The sequence below is a fragment of the Flavobacterium sp. 9 genome (assembly GCF_002754195.1).
In the GTDB taxonomy this organism is placed as follows: Bacteria; Bacteroidota; Bacteroidia; order Flavobacteriales; family Flavobacteriaceae; genus Flavobacterium.
Genome location: NZ_PEEU01000001.1, coordinates 3,269,298 through 3,292,100 on the forward strand (window position 1 = coordinate 3,269,298; position 22,803 = coordinate 3,292,100).

Sequence of the window (22,803 nt, forward strand, 5' to 3'; positions counted from 1 at the left end):
TTTTTTAAAACGCTTAAAAAATGGAGTTTCTTAAGCGTTCAAATTTTTGCTTTCGTTAGATTCTTTTTAATTTATAGCGAAAAAGATTCTCCGCAACCACAAGTTCTGCTGGCATTTGGATTATTAAATACAAAACCTTTTCCGTTTAATCCGCCAGAGAATTCGAGAATTGTTCCGGCTAAATATAGAAATGATTTTTTTTCAACTGCAATTGTTATGTCGTTGTCTACGAATATTTTATCGTCGTCGCCTTTAGTTTTGTCAAACTTTAAATCATAAGACAAACCAGAGCATCCGCCACTTTTCACGCCTACTCTTACGTAGTCGCTAGCAGCATCAAAACCATCGTCTTTCATTAAATCGATGATTTTCTTTTTAGCTGTATCAGAAACTTTTATCATTGTTTATGGTATTTGTTTTTATTTTCAACCGAGTTTCCTTTAAAATAGTAATTTTAATATTACAATTTAAAACGCTGTAACTCAATGTTGAAATGAAATTATCTGCAAAGATACGACTTAAAAACCTTTTTCCATAACGGTTCACATTATTATAACAAATGTTAAAATAGATAGAACTTATTTTGATGTATTATCAAGAGAAATAAGATTTGAATGTTTAATGCTTAACGAAAAAGGGTTTCTTTTTTCTAAAGTTAAAAAACCGTATTTATACCTGTTTCTGCTGATAAATTATTGGTATTTTTGCAAAAAATTGTGAGTAATTATGAAAAAACAGTACAAAGATAAGTGGTTAAAAGCACTTTTAGCGGTGTTTTTTGTTTTTGGAGTAGGTGCTACAGTCTTTATTTTTAGTAAAGAGTCAAATGAAATTGTTGAGAAAAGTAAAGAACAATCAAGTAGTCCCGAAAATTTAAAATTAAGTCAGGAAGCTCTTGCGCAAAAGAATATTTTGGATTCTTTGACGAATTTGAAGTTGGCTTATGATCAGGCTATACTTGAGAAAACGGCATTATCACAACGATTAGAAATCGAAAGAAAGAATATTGAAAATTTGATGGAAATCATTAAAGTTTCTAAAAATCCGTCGGTTGAACAAATATATATTTATAGAAAGCAACTTTCAGATATGAACGCTGCTTTAGTATCGAAAGGAATAGAAGTTAAAAATTTAAAATCTCAGAATAAAAGTTTATTAACTGAAATTGAAAGCCAGAATGTTGTCATGTACCAACAAAAAGCTGAAAATGATACTTTGATTTCGAAACAAAAAAAATTAGAATCAACCTTAAAAGATGCTTCGAGATTATCCTTAAATAGTTTTAAAGTGATTGCGCTTCGCGAAAAAAAATCTGGAAAAGAACTGGAAACTGATAAAGCAAAAAGTGCAAAGAAGCTAAAAGTTAGTTTTTCGATCAATGGAAATTCAGTTGCTAAAATTGGGAAAAGAGTATTTTATATTCAGGTTCTGGATCAAAATAATACTGTTTTGGGCGAGAATAAACTAATAGAATTCGGAAACGATAAAGCGTTAGTTTATAGTTTTATTGTCGCAGTAGATTTTCAGGGAAAACCGACAAATGTGTATGGAATTTTAGATTCAGGAGATAATCATTTTGTTAAAGGAACTTATTTTGTCAACTTTTTCGACAAGCAAGAAATCATGGGAAGCGCTTCTATTACACTTGAATAAAAATGTTTAGCCCGCGGATTAAACTGATTTTACGGATTTTCGCTGTGTTTTATTTATATCAAGGCGTTAAAAGCATTAAAAAATAATCTGTGTAAATCTACTAAATCCGTAAAATCCGTGGGCAATTTAACATCTGCAGTTAGTTTAAGGAGATTGGATTTCCTAGCTTTGTTTTCTTATTAGAAAATTACGCTTATGAAACTTTACCCTATAGAATCCGGAAATTTTAAGTTAGACGGAGGCGCAATGTTTGGTGTTGTGCCCAAAACAATCTGGAACAAAACTAATCCTGCCGATGATAATAATTTAATTGATATTGCAGCTCGTTGTTTGCTTATTGAAGATGGAAATCGGCTGATTTTGATTGATACCGGAATGGGTGACAAACAATCTGAGAAGTTTTTTGGATATTATTCGCTTTGGGGATCGCATTCTATAGACAAATCATTGGCTAAATATGGTTTTAACCGAGATGATATTACAGACGTTTTTATGACGCATTTACATTTTGATCATTGTGGAGGAAGTGTACAATGGAATTCGACTAAAACAGGATACGAACCAGCTTTTAAAAATGCTAAATATTGGAGCAACGAGAATCATTGGGAATGGGCAACAAAACCAAACGCCCGCGAAAAAGCTTCTTTTTTGTCCGAGAATATTTTACCAATGCAGGAAAGCGGACAATTGAATTTTATAAAACGTCCTGAAGCTGATTTTGGCTTTTCTGACGAAATGAATTTCGGAATTTATTATGTTGACGGACATACTGAAAAACAGATGATTCCGCATATTAAATATCAGGATAAAACCATCGTTTTTTGTGCCGATTTGTTGGCGACAGCAGGACATATTCCGTTGCCGTATGTTATGGGTTATGATACAAGACCTTTATTGACAATGCCTGAAAAATCTAAATTTCTAAACGCAGCGGCCGATAATAATTATTATTTGTTCTTAGAACATGACGCACATAATCAAATTATAACAGTTGAACATACTGAGAAAGGTGTTCGGTTGAAAGAAGTATTTACGTGTGAAGAGATTCTTTAGAAAGAACTTTAAAGCATAAAAAAATCCCATTTGCCGCGGCGAATGGGATTTTTAGTTTTAACAATTTAATTCTAACTTAATTCTAAACTTAATTTTAATTGGTTTTGAACTTCCAAAGTTGACCTACAGTTTCTCCACCTTTATTATCTTTTACAACAACTTTCCAGAAATATTCTTTTGTAGCATTAAGTGTTACATCAAATGAAGTTGCGCTTGTGTTTTCAATAACTTTTACCGTTGGCGGATTTGTAGTTCCAAAATACACATCATATTTAAGAACATCTGTTGCATCGACGTCTGAAGCATTCCATTTTAAAGTTGCGCTTGCAGTATTCAAAAGAGAGTTAATCGCCGGTTGTACTAATTCCGGTGAAAATGGTAAATGATTTACAACAGCTTCACCAGTAGTATAAAGCTTATATGTTGGCGAATAAGAACTTGATAATCCTTTGCTGTCTGTAGCTTTTACTCTCCAGTAATAAGGCGTGTTTTTGTCTAAACTTATCGATGAGCTATTCGTTGTAACTTCATTTGTTTTTACGATTTGAGTAAAGGCATTATCTTTTGCTACCTGAATCTGGTAGGTAATAACATCTTTGTTAGCATCTGTAGAAGTATTCCATTGAAAACCAACAGTATTATCTACGCATAATTTATTATCAACCGGAGCTGTTAAGGCGGGAACGGTAGGAGCAACATTCGCAACTTCTGGAGTTGCAGAATCATCACTTCCGCCGCCACATGAAACAAGTGAAAATCCAATAATTGACAGGTATATAAACTTCTTCATTTTTATTTTTTTATAATTTTTAGATATTCCGGAGTTTCTAAATAGACTTTTACAGCATAAATTCCTGAAGCTTGATTTTCAAGATTCAATAATGCTTTTCCATTTTCGATAGTATAAGTTTTACCAGAAATTAATTGACCTCCAAAATTGTATAATTCTATTTTAACTTCTTTTTTATTTGTTGGAATTTGAATTTCAAAACTTCCGGAAGTTGGATTTGGATAAGCAGACAAAATTTGTGATTCGAAATTTGAAACAGAAACTTTTTTAGCAAAAACACCTTCACAAGCTTTTGCAGTAACAACTTCTACTAAGGCATTTTTATCAACATTTAAAGAAAAAGCTGCGTCATTAGTTTGAAATTGCTGAGTTCCATCAACAAAAACTGTAAATGGAGCAGTTCCTTGTGTAATTTCAACATCAACTTTTTTAGATGATATACTTGATTTTCCTGTAATAGTTACGGCTTTTGCGATTGTTAGATTAAAAGTCTGTTCATATACTTCTCCCGGAATTGTTACAATAACTGCATAAGTTCCTGGTGCCAGATTATTAACTTTTAGACTATTGTTTGTAAATGTGCTGGCTTTTCCGTTTACGCTTGCAACATATGGGAATTCTGCAGTTGCTGTTATGCTAATTTCACCATTATTTTCTCCAACACAAGATTCGCCTTTTGTTTCTACAGCAAAGTTTTTTGAAGGCAAACTAAAGCCACATTCGGTATTATAACTTGCAACCAAATCCTTGTATTTTATCCAGTTTTTATTGGCATATTCTACATCGTCAACAGTTATGCAAAATAAATTTGGATTGCCAGCAAAACTGTTAAAATAGTAACTATCCAATTTAGTATTACCGCCATTTTTCAAATTTAGCTCCGTTAAATTATTAGCGCTACAAATAATTTGAAACAACTTTGGGTTTTTAGATAGATCTAAAGCAGTAAGCTTATTGTTAGAGGCATATAAAATTTCTAATTGTGGGTTATTAGAAAGATCTAAAGTTGTAATTTCATTTACTGGACAGGTCAAATTTTTGAAATTAGGATGCTGAGTTAAATTTAGAGCGGTCAATTTATTGTAACCACAATTTAAAATTTCGAGATTAGGATATAATGAAATGTCTAATGTGGTAAGATTGTTGTACTCGCAAGATAAGGCTTTCAATAATTTATTTTCAGGAAAATAAACAGAGTTTAAATTGTTATTGTTAATTAATAATATCGTCAATTTTGTGTTTTTAGATAAATCAAGTCCAATAATTTTATTATTATTGCTAATGTCCAAATATTCTAGAGCCGTATTTTGGGTGAGATCTATACTTGTTAGTAAACCTTGCTGAATATTTCCTATTCCTTCAGTATTTGAACCTGAACAAAGCAATTTTTTTAAGGCAGGATTGTTAGAAACATTGATACTTGTTAGTCTGTTCATAGAACAGTTAAGTGTTTCTAATGCTAAGTTTTTAGTTACATCAAGAGTTGTTAGATTATTTTCATAAAGATTTAATTCAGTTAAGGCTAAATTATTAGAAACATCTAAGGTAGTTAGTCGTGTTTGTGTACAGTCTAGTTTTTTTAATGCTAGATTGTGTGAAATATCAATGTTTTTTAAAGGACCATTATTATCAAAAGTATAAGGTAATTTTAATTCTTCAAGTGCAGTAAAATCTTCAATTCCTGTTAGATCTGTAATTTTTATATTGGAGAAATAATCGCTCAAATCTAAAACCTTGACAATAGCAATTTTGCTAGTCAATACTTTACCATCTTCTACAGCATCGATTCCTTTTGCTATTAGACATTTTTCAAAACTAAGGTCTGGAATAAGAGTGTATTTTGCTGGTGCACATGGAGCATCAGTAAAAGTTGTATAAAGATCAATATTTGTTGACCAATTTGCATTAGAATAAGCTATATCATCTACCATTAAGCAGTATAAGCTTGGAGTATTTTGGATAGAGAAATCAGTGTCTTTTATTTTGGTATTATTGCCATTTTTTAAATTTAGCTCACTTAATAATTTGTTTCCAGTACAATTAAAATAAGTCAAATTAGCATTTTTAGAAACATCCAAAGTTTTAAGTTGATTATAACTACCATTAAAAAAATCTAAATTTATACTAGCCGCTACATTTACAGTTTCTATTAAATTTGATTGAAACTCAAGTTCAGTTAAACCAGTGTTAGCAGAAAGATCTAAACTTGTCAGTTTGTTATAAGCACAATTTAAATTCTGTAAAGAGGCTCCACTAGGAATTTTGAGGTTTGTCAATTGATTAGAAGAGCAATCCACAAATCTCAGTTTTGTGTTTTTAGACAAATCTAATGTAGTAAGTAAATTAGTTGTAATAAATAAATATTCTAAAGTAGTATTATTTGAAAGATCTATAGTACTTAATTGGTTTCCTGAACATTTAAGATATCCTAGTACTTTATTTTTTGAAAGATTTAAAGAGGTTAATTTATTATAACTTAGTTGTAAAGTTCCTAAACTTTCGTTTTGAGAAATATCTAAAGTAGTTAATAAATTACTAGTTAAATCTAAGAAGTTCAAAGAAGTGTTTTGAGAAAAATCTACATTTTCTAACTTATTAACAGCAGCATTAAGGTTGCTTCCTGCTTTATTGATAGTTAAACTAGTTAATAGATTATGGCTACAGTCAATATTTAATAATAATAAATTTTTTGAAAGATCAAGACTCGTCAAATTGTTATTATTGCAATACAATGAATACAAAGCACTAAAATCCTCGATTCCACTTAAATCGCTAATTGAGCTATTTGATATATTCAAAGATTGTAAAGTATTGATTTTTGATGTTAATACTTTACCATCAATAGCACCCGAATCAATTCCTAAATCGATCAGTTTCTTTTCAAAATTTGCATCTGGAATCATCGTGTATTGAGAAGGAGCTTCGGCAACATCTACAACAGAAACATTATCAACCAAAATTTCAGAATCAAGAGATCCGTTAGTCCAGATATCTACTTCAATATTCTCAGAAGCAGTTGAAGTATATTCAAATTCAATTTTTCTCCATTCAGTAGTTGAGAAAGTTATGTCTGATTTTTTGATTATTTCTTCTTTGAATGTTCCAGGTTTGTGGTAAACGCTAAAATCAACAGAAGAAAATGTACCTTTTACAACTTTGTGATACATTGTTACACGATATTTTTTACCAGCTTCTACAGCAAAATAGTCGGTATTTATGTAGTTGAATGTACCGCTGGCAATCATCATATTGGTACTTGATCCGCCATTTTGGGCAGTTGAACTTTGAGAAACATAACCACTTAAGAAACGATTCCAATTATCTGGTTGTGAAGACGAAGACCAGTCTTCGAAGCTCCCATTTGGAACTAAGTTGGTTTGTGCAAAAATTGAAAAATTTGCTAATAACAGCAACAAGAGTAGTTTTGTTTTCATAGAGAGGGGTTATAATTCAGTCGGACAATAGTAAGCAATCCACATTAGTTTTCCTTACGGGAAACCGTACGTGTAATTTGTTTCTCCTTAAAATTCCATAAAAATGAAAACAGTATATTTATAAATAAATTGATAAAAAAACCTGATTCAAGGGGTTTAATTGGCCTTAGACGATACTTCAGAAAGTATCAAAAATCATAAGGCATTGTTAATCGTTAGTTTTTTGTAACAAAAAATCATAATTTAGGCCCATCTTTTAACTTTATAATAATATACAGATACATGAGTCATATAAAACCCTTTACTTTATCAGCTTGGGTATTACTTGCTTTAGCAGGTAGCGCAACCGTACAAGCACAAGATTCAGCGCCTAAAGTTGTAATTACAGCACCTTTGGCAATTGTTAAAAAAGCACCTGTTAGCGAAAACGAATTAAAAAGATGGAGTCATCTTGATTTAATTAAAGATTCGATTCCGGGAATGAGTGTTGATAGGGCTTACGCCGAATTATTACAAGGAAAAACAGGTAAAAAAGTAATTGTAGGTATAGTAGATTCAGGTGTTGATATTGAACATCCGGACTTGCAAGGAATGATCTGGACAAATCCAAAAGAAATTCCTGGTAACGGAATCGATGATGATAAAAATGGATTTATTGATGATGTTCACGGATGGAATTTTCTTGGAAATGCTGTTCATGAAAATCTTGAATTAACTCGTATTGTTAAAAAAGGCGATGACGGATCTGCACAATACAAAGTAGCTTTAGCGCAGTATAATGAAAAAATAAGCGAGCTTCAAGAAGATAAACAACAAGTTGATTTTTTAATAGATGTTCATAATACTATTAAAAAGGAGTTAAATAAAGGAGATTATAAATTAGAAGATTTAAGCAAGATTACTTCAACAGATCCAAAAGTTTTGAGAAGTAAAGAGATCATGACTCAAATTTTTGGTAATGCAGGACCAACTTTTAATCCTGAAGCTGATTTTGAAGAATACAGAGAACAAGTTTACGATCAATTCAATTATAATCTGAACAAAGAATATGATGGAAGAAAAATCGTAGGTGATAATCCGGAAGACCTTAAAAACAATCATTATGGTAATAATATCGTTTTTGGTCCGGATAAAGAAAAAGCACTTCACGGAACTCACGTTGCGGGAATCATTGCACAAATTCGCGGAAACAATATAGGAGGAGACGGAGTTTCTAATAATGTTGAAATCCTGACTGTAAGAGCAGTTCCTGATGGAGATGAGTATGATAAAGACATTGCTTTGGCGATTCGTTATGCAGTAGATAATGGAGCAAAAGTAATCAACGGAAGTTTCGGAAAAAGTTTTTCTCCGCACAAACAATGGGTTTATGATGCTATAAAATATGCAGCAAAAAAAGATGTTTTAATTGTTCATGCAGCAGGTAATGATGGGTATAATATTGATGAAACTAAAAACATCAATTATCCAAATGACTCTGAAGACAACATTAAAGAATTTGCTGATAATGTAATTACAATTGGAGCAATCAATAAAGAATACGGTGAAAATGTAATAGCTTCATTCTCAAATTTCGGAAAAATAAATGTTGACGTTTTTGCACCGGGAGAAGAAATCTACGCAACGGTTCCAAACGATAAATACAAATATTTGCAAGGAACATCAATGGCATCGCCAAATGCTGCGGGAGTAGCAGCTTTGATTCGTTCTTATTATCCAAAACTAAAAGCTTTTCAGGTAAAACAAATTTTAATGGAATCCGGAGTTGCACTTCCAGCAATGGTAGTTTTAGGTAAAAATCCAAATCCAAACGAAAAACCAGTTCCGGTTTCATCAGCTGAATCTTCGAAAACAGGTAAAATGGTTAATGCTTATAATGCTTTATTGATGGCAGAAAAAATGTCAAAGAAATAAATATAAAATAAAATACTAACCAAATGGAAGAGTGGCAACTCTTCCATTTTTATTAAAACAATTATGCGAAAAATTATATTACTATCCTTTTTGAGTTTGGGTTTAAACTCTTTATCTGCGCAAAATGCTCCATATTGGCAACAACATGTCGATTACAAAATGGAAGTTTCGATGGATGTAAAAAACTATCAGTATAAAGGGAAACAGGAATTGGTTTATACCAATAATTCACCTGACACCTTAAGAAAAGTTTTTTATCATTTATATCCAAATGCATTTCAGCCGGGAAGCGAAATGGATGCTCGTTTGCATTCTATAAAAGATCCTGACGGAAGAATGGTAAGTAAAATAAAAGGTGCCGATGGTAAAGAGGTTAAACAAAGTAGAATTGAAACTTTGAAACCAAATGAAGTTGGATATCTGAAAATCACAAATCTTAAACAAGATGGAATAGTGGCTCAAACCAGAACCTCAGGAACTATTCTTGAAGTTACTTTGGCTAAGCCAATTTTGCCTAATTCACAAACCACATTTACATTAGATTTTGACGGACAAGTTCCGGTTCAAATTCGTCGTTCAGGACGTAATAATTCTGAAGGAGTTGAGCTTTCAATGTCACAATGGTATCCTAAATTAGCCGAATTTGATTTCGAAGGCTGGCACGCAGATCCATATATTGCAAGAGAATTTCACGGCGTTTGGGGTAATTTTGATGTAAAAATTACAATCGACAAAGATTATACAATTGGAGGTTCGGGATATTTACAAGACAAAAACCAAATTGGTCACGGATACGAAGATGCTGGTGTAGCAGTTGTTTATCCAAAAAAAGCAAAAACATTAACATGGCATTTTATTGCGCCAAATGTTCACGATTTTACATGGGCTGCAGACAAAGAATATGTACATGATATTGTAAAAGGACCAAATGATGTTGAATTGCATTATTTCTACAAAAACAATCCTAAAACTGTCGAAAACTGGAAAAAGTTAGAGCCTTTAATGGTTAAAGTAATGGATTTTTACAATCATAAAGTAGGACCATATCCATATAAACAATATTCATTTATTCAAGGTGGAGACGGAGGAATGGAGTATGCAATGTGTACTTTAATGCTTGGAAACGGAACTCTTGAAGGTATTTTGGGAACAGCAACGCACGAAATGGGACATTCTTGGTTTCAGCATATTTTAGCTTCAAATGAATCAAAACACCCATGGATGGACGAAGGTTTTACAACTTATATCGAAGACATGGCTTTGAATGAATTAAAAGGAGATAAAAAAGTAGAGAATCCGTTTAAAGGAAATTATACTGCTTATTACAATTTAGTAAATTCAGGAAAAGAGCAGCCACAAAGTACGCACGGTGACCGTTATGACGAGAACAGACCTTACAGTATTTCATCTTATGTAAAAGGAAGTATCTTTTTGTCACAATTAGAATATGTAATTGGAAAAGAGAATGTAGATGCAACTTTAAAAAGATATTATAACGATTTTAAATTTAAGCATCCAAGTCCAAATGATATTAAAAGAACAGCCGAAAGAGTTTCTGGAGCTGAGTTAGATTGGTATTTAATTGATTGGACAGAAACTTTAAATACAATTGATTACGGAATAAAAGATGTTGCAGATAATGCTGGAAAAACAACGGTAAGTTTAGAGAGAATTGGAAGAATGCCAATGCCAATAGATTTAACTGTAGAATATACAGACGGAACATCTGAGAGTTTTTATATTCCGTTAAGAATGATGAATTTTATTAAGCCAAATCCAAATCCAAACGTAAAAAGAACTGTTCTGGAAGATTGGGCTTGGGCACAATCAAATTACAGTTTTACAATTGATAAAAGCAAAACTGCGATTAAAAAAATCACAATTGATTCAAGCGGATTAATGGCAGATGTAAAAGCTGCAAATAATGTTTATGAAGTAAAATAATCAAAATAAACTTCAATGAAAAAGCCCTTAAAATATTTTAAGGGCTTTTCTTTTTTCAAATTTATCTAAACTGGATTATATCGTTTTTACTTCCGTAATGAGGTTAGATTGTACTTTTTTAAACGGAAACCATTCTCTGTAACTAGCAGATCTCCAAAGCCATTCGATCGGACCATAATTGTATTTTGACAACCACCATTTGCTTATAAATAATTGAAGGATGAAAATGAAAATAGCTAATGAAAAGTAAAACCAGTATGGCATCGAATTTCCTATTCCTAAACCAATTCCGGAGAAAATAAATGCTGCTAATATATTTTGAACAATATAATTCGTTAACGTCATTTTTCCTGCAGCACTAAAATATTTGAATATTGTTTTTAGTTTGTTGTTGATGTAAAACAAACAGATTCCGCTGGCAATGAAAATCATTGTACTTAAAATCACCCAATATGCAGGGACAAAATATTCTAGGAATGTGGCTTTGTTTTTCGTGCCCAAAATAAAAATTAAAGCGATGATTATGGCACAGGTTAAACTTATATAAAGTACATATTTTAGTAATTTTTTCATTTCGTTCAAGCGATTAAAAAAAGCTATTCTTTGAAGTAAAAAACCAAAAAGCATACAAGTAAACATTACAACATGTGCTGTAATTAAATATCCCGGAATAATTATTTGCTCGTAATAAGAAGCTAATAAATTAAACCTGAAAAAATCTATCCAGTTTCCGGAGTGGTATAGTTTTAAGTATTCCGGATTGGTCGTAATCTCAGGATGAGATATTTGAATCGGGCTTACGTAAGCAGCCAAAAATGGAATACTCAGGAAAAGAACCGAGCAGATTATAGCTAGTGTCTTTGTTGGAATTTTATAAAAAAGTAATAATACAAGTCCCAGAAAAGCATAATCTTTTAAGATGTCACCTAGCCAAAAAGAAGAATTAATAAAAGCTAGTACAAAAAGTAATATCATTCTCCAGGAAAAAAACAAAACAGGATGTTTGCCCTTGCTCGCTACATTATTGATCAAAATGGCAAAACCAAAGCCAAATAGCAATGTTAATAATGTCCAGGATTTTGCTGCAAAAAAGATTTGATTAAAAGTTTGAAGAATATTAGAAACAATATCGCTTTTAATTTTTGTTGGTAATCCAATATGAAGGAAATCTCCATAATTGCCAATTGCAACGCCCAAGAGAGCCCAGCCTCTAAGAATGTCGACAATAGCAGTTCTTTTGCTTTGTTCGACGGGATGATAAGAATTTGTCATTTGATTAACGTTTTTGTTGTGATTTGATTGATGATTTTAGATAAATTTGAAATTATTCTAACAGCGCCAAAAGTAAGAAAATTTTGAAGCGATCTGTTTTTATCTGAAAATATATTTCACAAAAAAGCGAGTTATTTTAAAAGTATCACTTTTAAAATAACTCGCTTGTAATCAATAACGAATTTTGATTATCCCAAATGTTCCAACATATCTTTGGTCATAGTTTCAAGATCAAAAGTATGTTTCCAACCCCAATCTTCTCTTGCTTCAGTATCATCGATACTTGCCGGCCAGCTGTCCGCAATTTTTTGACGGAAATCAGGCTCATAAGTAATAGTAAATTCAGGAATATGTTTTTTAATTTCGTTTGCAATTTCAGTTGGAGTAAAACTCATTGCGGCTAAATTGTATGAAGAATGTATTTTGATTTCTTCAGCCGGAGCTTTCATAATATTAATCGTCGCATCGATCGCATCATCCATATACATCATTGGCATTTTTGTCTCTGATGATAAAAAGCACTCGTATTTTTTATCGGCAATAGCCTTATAGAAAATATCAACAGCATAATCTGTAGTTCCGCCCCCAGGAGGAGTAGACCAGCTAATTAAGCCAGGATAACGGATGCTTCGAACATCAACACCATAAATATTATGGTAATATTCACACCATCTTTCACCTGCTTGTTTACTGATTCCGTAAACCGTAGAAGGTTCCATAACAGTATATTGAGGCGTATTTTCTTTTGGAGTAGTTGGTCCAAAAACCGCAATACTTGAAGGCCAGAATATCTTTTTTATTTTTTTGGCTTTAGCCAAATTCAAAACGTGAAATAATGAATTCATATTCAAATCCCATGCAAAAGCCGGATTCTTCTCAGCAGTAGCAGATAAAAGTGCCGCCATCAAATAAATATCTGTGATTTTATGCACTTCGACAAGATGTTCAATTTGGTTGAAATCTAAAGCATTCACCACTTCAAAAGGACCTGAATTAACAACGTCAGTATTTAATTTTCGAATATCAGAAGCAATTACATTTTCTGTTCCGTATAACTTACGTAGTTTTTGAGTCAGTTCAGTCCCAATTTGACCGCAAGCGCCAATGATCAATATTTTTGGATTCATTTTGAATAGTTTTTAGAGACGCAAATATAACGTTTTCGCAAATATTTTTACTTTTTAGAAAAACAAATTATAAATTTAATAAGGATGAAGTTCGTTTTTTGGATTATTCTCTGTGAGAGTATTATTGTAGGATTTAATTTTAGAACGAATTTAGCCACGGATTTGGCTGATTAAACGGATTAACGCGGATTATTTTTAAAATCTTTATCTGGAAAATTTAACCGCAAAGTGCGCAAAGGTTTTTTGTTTAGGATTACGCAGATTAAACGCAAAGTTCGCAAAGCTTTGTGTTGATTTAGCTTTGCGAACTTTGCGGTTATATGCACATTTTAGATAATAAAACTTTGCGTTAAAAACAATTCGCGTTAAATCTGTTTAATCAGCCAAATCTGCGGGCCAAAAAAACACACCTGATTTATAGAATCTTTGGCAAAAAACAGACTTCGTAATTGTAAAATTACTTTGTAACTTTGTAGCTTAATGTTTTACCAAATGAAATATAAAATATCTCTTTTTCTGCTTTTAATTTTTGTACTGAATTCATGTCAAAATGAAGATGAAAGACGTCGAGCTGAGAATGAAAAAGAAGCAAAGAAAAACGAAATCATTTTTAATAATATAAATAAAGCCTGGACATTTATTGATGAACCCATCAATGAAGTTGCAGAACAAAAGGTAAGTTCGTGGACTGAATGGCGTGATTTTCTAAAAGAAATTGGCGATAAACCAAGGAAAACGATCGGAGCTTTTCAGAAAAAATCAGCTGCAATTTCAAAAAAGGCATTCGCTTTAAACAACAATATTCCTGCTGAATTTAATGTTCCTCAGATAAAAAGCCGAATCTCAATTTTGATTACCAAAATCAAAATGATGGATTTATTTATTAATCTGAATACAATTCCGGATAAGAAAGTAACGTTTCTGATTGGAGACATTAATAAAGAATTGGTTTCATTAGAAAGACAAATGGATCAGGTTGTTGTAAAAAGTAAAATTCCAAAAGAAGAAGGAGAAGCAGATTTCTTGAGAATGTTAGATACAACGCGTGCTATTCCGAATTCGAATACAGCTCCGGTTCTTCCAGCGCAGAATATAAATAAAAAGTTACCAACAGTTGACTAAAAACGCCTTATATACAATGTATGATAATCTGCCTAAAAACGAGCAGATTGCCAAACAATTACTAGAACAAAATCAGATAAAAATGCATCTTAACGGATTGTTAGGATCAGCAGTTTCATTTGTCGTGCGCGCTGTTTTCAAGAAGACAGAGTTGCCTTTTTTGATTGTTCTGGACAATAAAGAAGAAGCCGCTTATTATTTGAACGATCTCGAGCAAATGATTGGCGAGCAGGATGTTTTGTTTTATCCTGCGTCTTTTCGTCGCCCTTATCAGGTTGATGAAACAGATAATGCGAATGTTTTGCTTCGCGCTGAGGTTTTAAACCGAATCAATTCCCGAAAAAAACCAGCCATAATTGTTACGTATCCAGAAGCACTTTTTGAGAAAGTAGTTACGCGTCAGCAATTAGACAAGAATACTTTAAAAGTCGCTTTGAATGATAAAATTTCGATTGACTTTATCAACGAAGTTTTATTCGAATATGAATTCAAAAGAGTCGATTTTATTACAGAACCCGGAGAATTTTCGGTTCGTGGAGGTATTGTCGATGTCTTCTCTTTTTCAAACGATCATCCTTATAGAATTGAATTTTTTGGAAATGAAGTAGACAGCATCAGAAGTTTTGATGTCGAAACGCAATTATCTGTAGAAACTCATAAAAAAATTACCATAATCCCGAATGTCGAAAACAAGATATTTCAGGAAAACCGAGAAAGTTTCTTAGATTATATTGCTGAGAAAACGGTTCTCTTTATTCAAAATACAGACGGACTTTTTAGTCAGTTAGACAAACAATTTGCGAGAGCCGAAGAAGCTTTTGAGAAATTATCCAAAGAAATAAAACACGCCCAACCCGAACAATTATTCTTAAATCAGGCTTCGTTTATCAAACGTGCTTTAGATTTTTCGGTTGTAGAATTGGCTTCAAAGCCAATTTTCAAAACAAGTAAAACATTCGAATTTCATATTCAGCCACAGCCATCTTTCAACAAACAATTTGATTTGTTATTGAATAATTTAAGTGACAATCATTTTAACGGATACAAGAATTATTTGTTCTGTTCGAATGAAACACAGGCAAAACGTTTTCATGATATTTTTGAAACTTTAGACGAAGCAAATTCCGAGAATATTCGCAAGCAATATCATACCGTTGTATTGCCTTTGTACCAAGGTTTTATTGACGAAGAAAATCAAATAACGGCGTATACAGATCATCAGATTTTTGAGCGTTATCATAAATTCAACATCAAAAACGGTTATTCTAAAAAGCAAAATATTACGCTTAAGGAATTAACCTCGCTTTCGGTTGGTGATTATGTAACGCATATCGATCACGGAATTGGAAAGTTTGGCGGATTGCAGAAAATTCAGGTTGAAGGAAAAACGCAGGAAGCCATAAAACTGGTTTATGCAGATAATGATATTGTTTATGTGAGCATTCACTCGCTTCATAAAATCTCGAAATACAACGGAAAAGACGGAACTCCGCCTAAAATTTATAAGTTAGGATCGAACGCCTGGAAAATTTTAAAACAAAAAACCAAAGCGCGCGTCAAACATATTGCTTTCAACTTGATTCAGTTGTATGCAAAACGTCGTTTAGAAAAAGGTTTTCAATTTGCGCCGGACAGTTATTTGCAAAACGAATTAGAAAGTTCGTTTATTTATGAAGATACACCGGATCAAACCAAATCAACGCAAGAAGTAAAAGCTGATATGGAAAGCGATCGCCCAATGGATCGTTTGGTTTGTGGTGACGTAGGTTTCGGGAAAACGGAAGTTGCGATTCGTGCCGCTTTCAAAGCCGTAGACAATAGCAAACAAGTTGCCGTTTTGGTTCCGACGACTATTTTGGCGTACCAACATTATAGAACTTTTACCGAAAGATTAAAAGATATGCCGGTTTCAATAGGTTATTTAAACCGATTTAGAACTGCAAAACAAAAAGCGCAAACCCTAAAAGATCTGGCTGAAGGAAAATTGGATATTGTCATAGGAACACATCAATTAGTAAATAAAAATGTAGTTTTTAAAGACTTAGGTTTATTGATTGTCGATGAGGAACAAAAGTTTGGAGTAAACGTAAAAGATAAATTGAAGACGATTGCGGCAAATGTTGATACATTAACATTAACGGCAACGCCAATCCCGAGAACGCTTCAGTTTTCGTTAATGGCGGCAAGAGATTTATCAGTAATTACGACGCCTCCGCCAAATCGTTATCCTATAGAAACAAATGTGGTTAGTTTTAATGAAGAAGTAATTCGTGATGCGATTTCGTATGAAATTCAGCGTAACGGACAAGTTTTCTTCATTAATAACCGAATCGAAAATATAAAAGAAGTTGCCGGAATGATTCAGCGTTTGGTTCCAAATGCCAGAGTCGGAATTGGTCACGGACAAATGGAAGGCGCCAAACTCGAGGAATTGATGTTAGGTTTCATGAATGGAGATTTCGATGTTTTGGTAGCAACCACTATTATCGAAAGCGGTTTGGATGTTCCAAATGCCAACACGATTTTTATCAATAATGCCAACAATTTCGGATTATCAGATTTGCATCAAATGCGTGGACGTGTAGGACGAAGTAACAAAAAAGCATTCTGTTATTTCATCTGTCCTCCGTATTCATCGATGACCGAAGACGCCAGAAAACGTATTCAGGCGTTGGAACAATTTAGCGAATTAGGGAGTGGTTTCAATATTGCGATGAAAGATCTTGAAATTCGTGGTGCGGGAGATTTATTAGGTGGTGAACAAAGTGGTTTCATTAATGAAATTGGTTTTGATACATACCAAAAAATCATGAACGAAGCGATCGAAGAATTAAAAGAAAACGAATTCAAAGATTTATATCCTGAAGAGAATGATATTGAAACCAAAGAATACGTAAAAGATCTACAAATTGATACTGATTTTGAGCTTTTATTTTCTGATGAATATATCAATAATGTCACAGAACGTTTGAGTTTATACAACGAATTAGGTTCTGTAAAAAATGAAGCCGAATTAGTCATTTTCCAGAATAAATTAATTGACCGTTTTGGTCCAATGCCTCCGCGCGCCAATGCTTTGATGAACAGTATTCGGATCAAATGGATTGCGACAGCTGTTGGTATTGAAAAACTGGTGATGAAAAAAGGTAAAATGATTGGTTATTTTGTTTCAGATCAGCAATCAGATTATTATCAATCGAAGCGTTTCCATAAAATGATAAAGTTTGTGCAAACTCACAGTAATCTTTGTCAGATGAAAGAAAAACAAACTCCAAATGGTTTACGACTTTTACTGACTTTCGACAATGTAAAATCTACCAAACGAGCTTTGGAATTGATGGAAATGTTGGGAGAATAATGTTGTTTTTTAGGAGCAGATCAATTTAGTTTCAGAAGAACATTAGTCCCGCTATCCCTTACAATCTTTTGTCCCAAACAACGGGACAAAAGGATTTTCAGTTCTATCGGGGCTAGACGAGAAATCTAGTAATTCTATGAACTTTACTATTGATTTTTAATGATGCAATAAGAAGCTATTAAAGAATATTTCAAACGAGTTTATCAGAGACTTCTCTATTTATTCTGATCTAACAAGATCTCGGTCATATTCTTATAATTATTAAGAAACCCTTTGGTGACTAAATAATGTTCTGTTTCTTCATAATCAATTTGTCTTATTCCTTTTTCATCCAATTGATATATTATCGCTTTTGGATAAGCCAAAAGAATTGGAGAGTGTGTAGCGATTATAAATTGGGAATTGTTATTTACATGTTCATCAATTGCAGTAAATAGAGTAAGTTGTCTCATGGGAGATAAAGCTGCTTCGGGCTCATCAAAAATATAAAGACCATCACCACCTAATCTTTCAGTAAGGATTTTCATGAAAGATTCACCATGAGAACATTCGTGTAAAGAGTGTCCTGTTCCTTGTAGATTATCAGTTTCTTCCATATAGGTTGCAAGGTTATAAAAACTTTCAGCTCTTAGAAAATAAGAATCTTTAGGAAGAATATGACTTTTGATAATCTTAAGATAATTAAAAAGACCTGAGATATTTTGATGGTTGCTAAAGCGAGCATGTTTGCTTCCTCCTTCTTGTCCCAGTCCCATACTTAAAGCAATGGCTTCGATTAATGTAGATTTTCCAGAACCATTTTCTCCCACAATAAAAGTAACATCTGAATGAAACTCCATTTTATCCAATTCTTTTATAGATGGTATCGTAAAAGGGTATTGCTCATAATTGGAAATCAACTCTTTTTTGATGGAGATTTCTTTTAAATATGGTTTATTTGTTATCACTTAATGAGATAGTTTTAATTGAACGGAAGTAGTCTTCAAAAGTAAAACAATTTGATGTAAGAGTTCTTCAAATAAAAAAATGATAAAAGAAAGAGTATTAGAACTGATAAAAATTTTCATTTACAAATGAGTTTCAAAATTTAAATCTTAAGTTTTATTTATCTTTTACTTAAGAAAAACCTTAGAACTAAAGAGTTTTCTTTGAAAGAAATTTTAAAGGAAACCTCTACATGCAATATCAATTTATTCTTCTGTTTTTATTTTTTGGATTAACGACAATTTCAGCTCAACAAACAAAGAAAATCGTTTTAAATGATTCTCTTAAATCAGAAACAATTGATCCGTTGCGTCCCGCAAAAGCAGCATTTTACTCGGCTATTTTCCCTGGATTAGGGCAAATTTATAATAAGAAATATTGGAAACTTCCTTTGGTTTACGGAGCAATTGGAGCGAGTACTTATTTTTATATCGACAGCAAGAAAAACTACAATATTTATCGAAACGAGTATAAAAGCAGATTGTTAGGAAACACTAGTGGTTCTGAATATTTGGCGAACTTAAACAATAGTCAATTAATTGCTGCCCAAAAACAATATCAGAGAAATAGAGATTTATCGGCTTTGTTTATTGTTGGATTTTACGTTTTAAATATAATTGATGCAAATATTGATGCCGCTTTATCTCAATTTAACGTGAGCGAAAATTTGGCCTTTAAACCAGCAATAAATTTTAAGAATGAAAACGTGCAATCTAATTTTGGATTTGCTTGTGTATACTCCTTTTAAGGAAATTACTTTTGTAATTTTAAAACCTTTTTTCTAAATATTAACTTCCCTCAAATAGTATCTTACTTTTTGAGGGAAGTTTCGTTTTTCTTTAAAAACACAGGTTTTTTCTTGCTTTTTACTTTTAAGAATTGAATTTACCTTATATTTATAGGTCACTAAAATTGCTTGATTTATTGTTCAATTAGTAGTTAAGCATATTATTACCAATTATTCTTATGACAGATATATTTAAAGATTTTATTTCTGAATTAGCAGAAGTTAACACGCAGGATATGAGTAGAATAATGTCTTGTATTACTGCTCATAAAGTAAAACGAAATACCATTATTTTATCTCAGGGAGAAGTCTGTAATAAATTTTATTTTCTGGAGAAAGGCTGTATGCGTACTTATTATATCACGCAAGACGGTCAGGAAAAAACAAGATTAATTTCTTTTGACAATACTCCCGTAACAGCACTCACTAGTTTTATCAATCAAAAACCTTCTGTTGAATATATTGATGCATTAGAAGATTCAGAAATACTTTCTATTTCTCATGATGATTTTTTTATTCTTGTGAATGAAATTCCTAGTTGGGGATTATTTTACAGAAGAATGTTAGAATTAGCCTTTACTTTTCAAAATAACAGAATAGAAGATTTGGTTACACTTTCAGCCAAAGAACGTTACGAAAAACTTTTAAAAGAGAGACCACATTATATCCAACGTCTTTCGAATAGAATAGTAGCTAGTTATCTGGGTATTTCTCAGGAAACTTTAAGCAGACTCAAATCTAAATAACGATTTTGACATTTGTCAATGCACACGTTTTTCTATCGACCTAATTTTGTCCTATAAATCATCAGAAAACAAACTGATGTTAATAATAAAATTAAAAAGGTTTGATCATGAAAACACTATTAAGAAAACCATCCGGAAATACTTTAGAAAATGTAACTGATAAATTTAGTATCAAAGAACTCATAGAATTTGAACGTTTTTGCAGAGACAATTCACAATGGGAGGAAATGAAGAAATGTTTTGCAGAAAATTCAACTGTGACAATTTCATGGTTTAAAGGATCTGGACACGGTTTTGTCGACGCTTCAAGCAAAATGGAAACTTATGCGCCTCACAAATTATTTGATACTTTGGTTTGGCTGAATAATGATAAAGCAGTTGCGATTACCATGGCGACAATTCAGATAAGACAGGAAATTCAAGGACATTTATTAGAACTACAATCTGACGTAAAACTTCTATACAAAACTCAGAAAATTAATGGTCTTTGGTCTATTATTTCTATGGAAGGAATTTATGAAAAAGATGCTTTAATTCCAGTTTCTCCTTCTGATGGTATTATAATTCCAAAAGAGGAAATTGCCAAATTCAGACCAAGTTATGCTAATATGTCTTATGCTTTAAGCAAAAGTGGATATACTGTAGATGTTAATTTACCTGGAATTGACAAACCGGAAAGTGTCGCAAAATTGTATCAGGAATCTGAAGAATGGTTAAACTCTTAAAATTAGAAAAAATGAAAATTATAACAATAGAAGAACATTTTAACTCACGAAATGTTAGAGAAAAAATGAAACAGTATCAGAGTAATGATTTAGATGCAGGAAAAGCAAAAGACATGCATGAAATGATCAGACATTTTTTGCCGACTGATGATGATATTGAAGATGTTGGTGCAAGAAGAATAAAATTCATGGATGAAAGCGGTATTGATATGCAGGTTATATCATATGCTGGAGGAAGTCCTCAGGAAATTGCTGATCCAGTTGCAGCTGTAGCGCTTTGCAAAGAAGCAAACGACGAATTAGCAGGCTATATTAGCCAAAACCCAACACGATTTGCCGGTTTTGCCGCATTGCCACTTGCCGATCCAATTGGTGCTGCAAATGAATTAAACCGTGCTGTAAAGGATCTTGGTTTCAAGGGAGCTTTAATAGCTGGAACTTTTCAGGGAAGATTCTTTGATGAACCGGAATTTTATCCGATTTTCAAAATGGCAGCTGAACTAAATGTGCCTATTTATTTGCATCCCGGAATAATTAAAAAAGATGTTGCTGATCATTATTATAGAAATGAAAACTGGTCAAAATTAGTTAATGGAGTTTTTCCTTCAGCAGGTTTTGGCTGGCACATGGACAGCGGAATTCATGTAATCAGAATGATTCTTTCGGGAGTATTTGACAAGTTGCCCAACTTAAAATTAATTTCAGGACATTGGGGAGAATTTGTGCCTGCTTTTCTCGAAAGATTAGACGAAACGCTTTATCCTGAGATTACAAATTTAAAACGTACGATTTCAGAATATTATAAAGAGCATGTTTATATCACGCCAAGCGGAATTTTCTCTGAAACTCAACTGCAATTTGCAATTGCACAAATGGGAGCGGACCACATTATTTACTCAGGAGATTATCCTTATTTGATAAAAAACGAAACAGGAGATTTTCTTAAAAACGCTTCAATTTCTGAAGAAGACAAAGCAAAAATAGGACACTTGAATGTCGAAAAATTATTGAATTTATAATTCTTAAAACACAAAAGAAATGGAAAATACTAAACAACCAATAGAAGGTGTAACAACAGGAATATTAAAAGTATCAGGAGCTGAATTGTATTATGAAACGAAAGGAAGCGGACCGGTTTTATTAATGATTCCGGGAGCAAATGGAGATCATTTTATCTTTACACCTATTCGCGAAATATTATCAAAAACGTTTACAGTAGTAACTTATGATCGTAGAGGATTTTCGGGTTCTAAATTAGTTGGCGAACAAGATTATACGCATCGTATCGATACGGATGCAAATGATGCGGCAGCTTTAATAAAACATTTGACTAGCGAACCTGCTTTTGTGTTTGCAAGCAGTTCAGGAGCTTTGGTTTCGCTTCAGTTAATGGTGCTTCATTCAGATATTATTAAGGCGCTTGTTCCTCATGAACCAACAGCTTTAAAATATCTTCCGGACTTTGACAAATGGAAAGCGCAAAATCAGGCAGTTTATGATCTTTATAAAAAAGAAGGCGAAGGTCCGGCCAAAGCTAAATTTGTAGACGAAATTATTCCCGGAACTCAGGATGGTGAATTCATGAGAGGCGGAAAAGGACCGGAAACACCAAACACAACTTATTGGTTTGAACACGAAATAAGACAATATCCTCCGACTGATTTTGATACCCAAAAGTTAGAAGAAAATAAGGATAAAATTATTTTCTGTGTAGGAAAAGATTCTGTAAATACAATGCCGGCATGGCCAGTTACCAATCTTGCAAAACAATTTGGAACAGAAGTTTTATATGTTCCCGGAGGACATTTAGGATATGCACTTCATGCAGCTGAGTTTGCAAAAGATTTACTTGAAGGTTTACAAAAAAGAGGAAAGCTTTAGAAATAAAAAATGG

The 22,803-nt window shown here is 32.6% G+C and carries 17 protein-coding genes; 11 read left to right on the forward strand and 6 right to left on the reverse strand.

The genetic code is table 11. The features are described from left to right. Positions 1 to 71: 71 nt before the first annotated feature. Complete coding sequence (locus tag CLU81_RS13475) at positions 72 to 401, reverse strand: iron-sulfur cluster assembly accessory protein (protein WP_055097560.1); 330 nt, start codon at positions 399 to 401, stop codon at positions 72 to 74. 325 nt (positions 402 to 726) lie between these two features. Here CLU81_RS13475 and CLU81_RS13480 point away from each other — a divergent pair, with 325 nt between their 5' ends. After that, on the forward strand, positions 727 to 1,653 hold the full coding sequence (locus CLU81_RS13480; RefSeq protein ID WP_099710283.1) for a hypothetical protein: 927 nt from the start codon (positions 727 to 729) through the stop codon (positions 1,651 to 1,653). A gap of 195 nt (positions 1,654 to 1,848) precedes the next feature. After that, complete coding sequence (locus CLU81_RS13485) at positions 1,849 to 2,706, forward strand: MBL fold metallo-hydrolase (protein WP_099710284.1); 858 nt, start codon at positions 1,849 to 1,851, stop codon at positions 2,704 to 2,706. A 94-nt stretch (positions 2,707 to 2,800) separates the two neighbouring features. Here the strand turns inward: CLU81_RS13485 and CLU81_RS13490 are convergent, their stop codons facing one another. Together CLU81_RS13490 and CLU81_RS13495 are read right to left on the reverse strand one after the other, a co-directional pair. Next, on the reverse strand, positions 2,801 to 3,496 hold the full coding sequence (locus CLU81_RS13490) for a hypothetical protein (RefSeq protein WP_099710285.1): 696 nt from the start codon (positions 3,494 to 3,496) through the stop codon (positions 2,801 to 2,803). Positions 3,497 to 3,498: 2 nt separating this feature from the next. Continuing rightward, the gene (locus CLU81_RS13495) at positions 3,499 to 6,930 is read right to left on the reverse strand and encodes a T9SS type A sorting domain-containing protein (RefSeq protein ID WP_099710286.1); all 3,432 of its coding nucleotides are present in this window, start codon (positions 6,928 to 6,930) and stop codon (positions 3,499 to 3,501) included. 282 nt (positions 6,931 to 7,212) lie between these two features. On the opposite strand from CLU81_RS13495, the gene CLU81_RS13500 reads away from it, so the two are divergent. Continuing rightward, a complete protein-coding gene (locus CLU81_RS13500) occupies positions 7,213 to 8,844 on the forward strand; it encodes a S8 family peptidase (RefSeq protein WP_099710287.1) in 1,632 nt (543 codons plus the stop codon). Positions 8,845 to 8,907: 63 nt separating this feature from the next. Beyond that, positions 8,908 to 10,788, forward strand: a complete 1,881-nt coding sequence (locus CLU81_RS13505) for a M1 family metallopeptidase (protein WP_099710288.1) — start codon at positions 8,908 to 8,910, stop codon at positions 10,786 to 10,788. Positions 10,789 to 10,863: 75 nt separating this feature from the next. Here the strand turns inward: CLU81_RS13505 and CLU81_RS13510 are convergent, their stop codons facing one another. Together CLU81_RS13510 and CLU81_RS13515 are read right to left on the reverse strand one after the other, a co-directional pair. Then, positions 10,864 to 12,060 carry a DUF418 domain-containing protein gene (locus CLU81_RS13510; RefSeq protein WP_099710289.1) on the reverse strand — a complete coding sequence of 399 codons (1,197 nt, stop codon included), beginning with the start codon at positions 12,058 to 12,060 and terminating at the stop codon, positions 10,864 to 10,866. A gap of 188 nt (positions 12,061 to 12,248) precedes the next feature. Further along, positions 12,249 to 13,187: an L-threonine 3-dehydrogenase gene (locus tag CLU81_RS13515; protein WP_099710290.1), complete on the reverse strand. Its 939-nt coding sequence runs from the start codon at positions 13,185 to 13,187 to the stop codon at positions 12,249 to 12,251. A 492-nt stretch (positions 13,188 to 13,679) separates the two neighbouring features. Here CLU81_RS13515 and CLU81_RS13520 point away from each other — a divergent pair, with 492 nt between their 5' ends. Both CLU81_RS13520 and mfd read left to right on the forward strand, forming a co-directional pair. Then, positions 13,680 to 14,309 (forward strand): hypothetical protein, encoded by a 630-nt coding sequence (locus CLU81_RS13520; RefSeq protein ID WP_099710291.1) that lies wholly within the window; start codon positions 13,680 to 13,682, stop codon positions 14,307 to 14,309. Beyond that, positions 14,302 to 17,667: a transcription-repair coupling factor gene (gene mfd, locus CLU81_RS13525; RefSeq protein WP_099710292.1), complete on the forward strand. Its 3,366-nt coding sequence runs from the start codon at positions 14,302 to 14,304 to the stop codon at positions 17,665 to 17,667. Before CLU81_RS13520 ends, mfd begins: the two co-directional genes overlap by 8 nt. Before the next feature lie 215 nt (positions 17,668 to 17,882). On the opposite strand, the gene CLU81_RS13530 is transcribed toward mfd, so the two are convergent. After that, the gene (locus tag CLU81_RS13530; RefSeq protein ID WP_099710293.1) at positions 17,883 to 18,614 is read right to left on the reverse strand and encodes an AAA family ATPase; all 732 of its coding nucleotides are present in this window, start codon (positions 18,612 to 18,614) and stop codon (positions 17,883 to 17,885) included. Between the two features lie 230 nt (positions 18,615 to 18,844). Between CLU81_RS13530 and CLU81_RS13535 the strand changes: the two genes are divergently transcribed. The 5 genes from CLU81_RS13535 to CLU81_RS13555 all read left to right on the forward strand — a co-directional run bounded on the left by CLU81_RS13535 (position 18,845) and on the right by CLU81_RS13555 (position 22,790). After that, a complete protein-coding gene (locus CLU81_RS13535) occupies positions 18,845 to 19,399 on the forward strand; it encodes a DUF5683 domain-containing protein (protein WP_099710294.1) in 555 nt (184 codons plus the stop codon). A gap of 218 nt (positions 19,400 to 19,617) precedes the next feature. Continuing rightward, the gene (locus CLU81_RS13540) at positions 19,618 to 20,184 is read left to right on the forward strand and encodes a Crp/Fnr family transcriptional regulator (protein ID WP_099710295.1); all 567 of its coding nucleotides are present in this window, start codon (positions 19,618 to 19,620) and stop codon (positions 20,182 to 20,184) included. A gap of 107 nt (positions 20,185 to 20,291) precedes the next feature. After that, positions 20,292 to 20,909: a hypothetical protein gene (locus tag CLU81_RS13545; protein WP_199174568.1), complete on the forward strand. Its 618-nt coding sequence runs from the start codon at positions 20,292 to 20,294 to the stop codon at positions 20,907 to 20,909. Between the two features lie 11 nt (positions 20,910 to 20,920). Continuing rightward, the gene (locus CLU81_RS13550) at positions 20,921 to 21,928 is read left to right on the forward strand and encodes an amidohydrolase family protein (RefSeq protein WP_099712759.1); all 1,008 of its coding nucleotides are present in this window, start codon (positions 20,921 to 20,923) and stop codon (positions 21,926 to 21,928) included. Positions 21,929 to 21,947: 19 nt separating this feature from the next. Continuing rightward, positions 21,948 to 22,790, forward strand: a complete 843-nt coding sequence (locus CLU81_RS13555) for an alpha/beta hydrolase family protein (protein WP_099710296.1) — start codon at positions 21,948 to 21,950, stop codon at positions 22,788 to 22,790. The last annotated feature ends 13 nt before the right edge of the window (positions 22,791 to 22,803 follow it).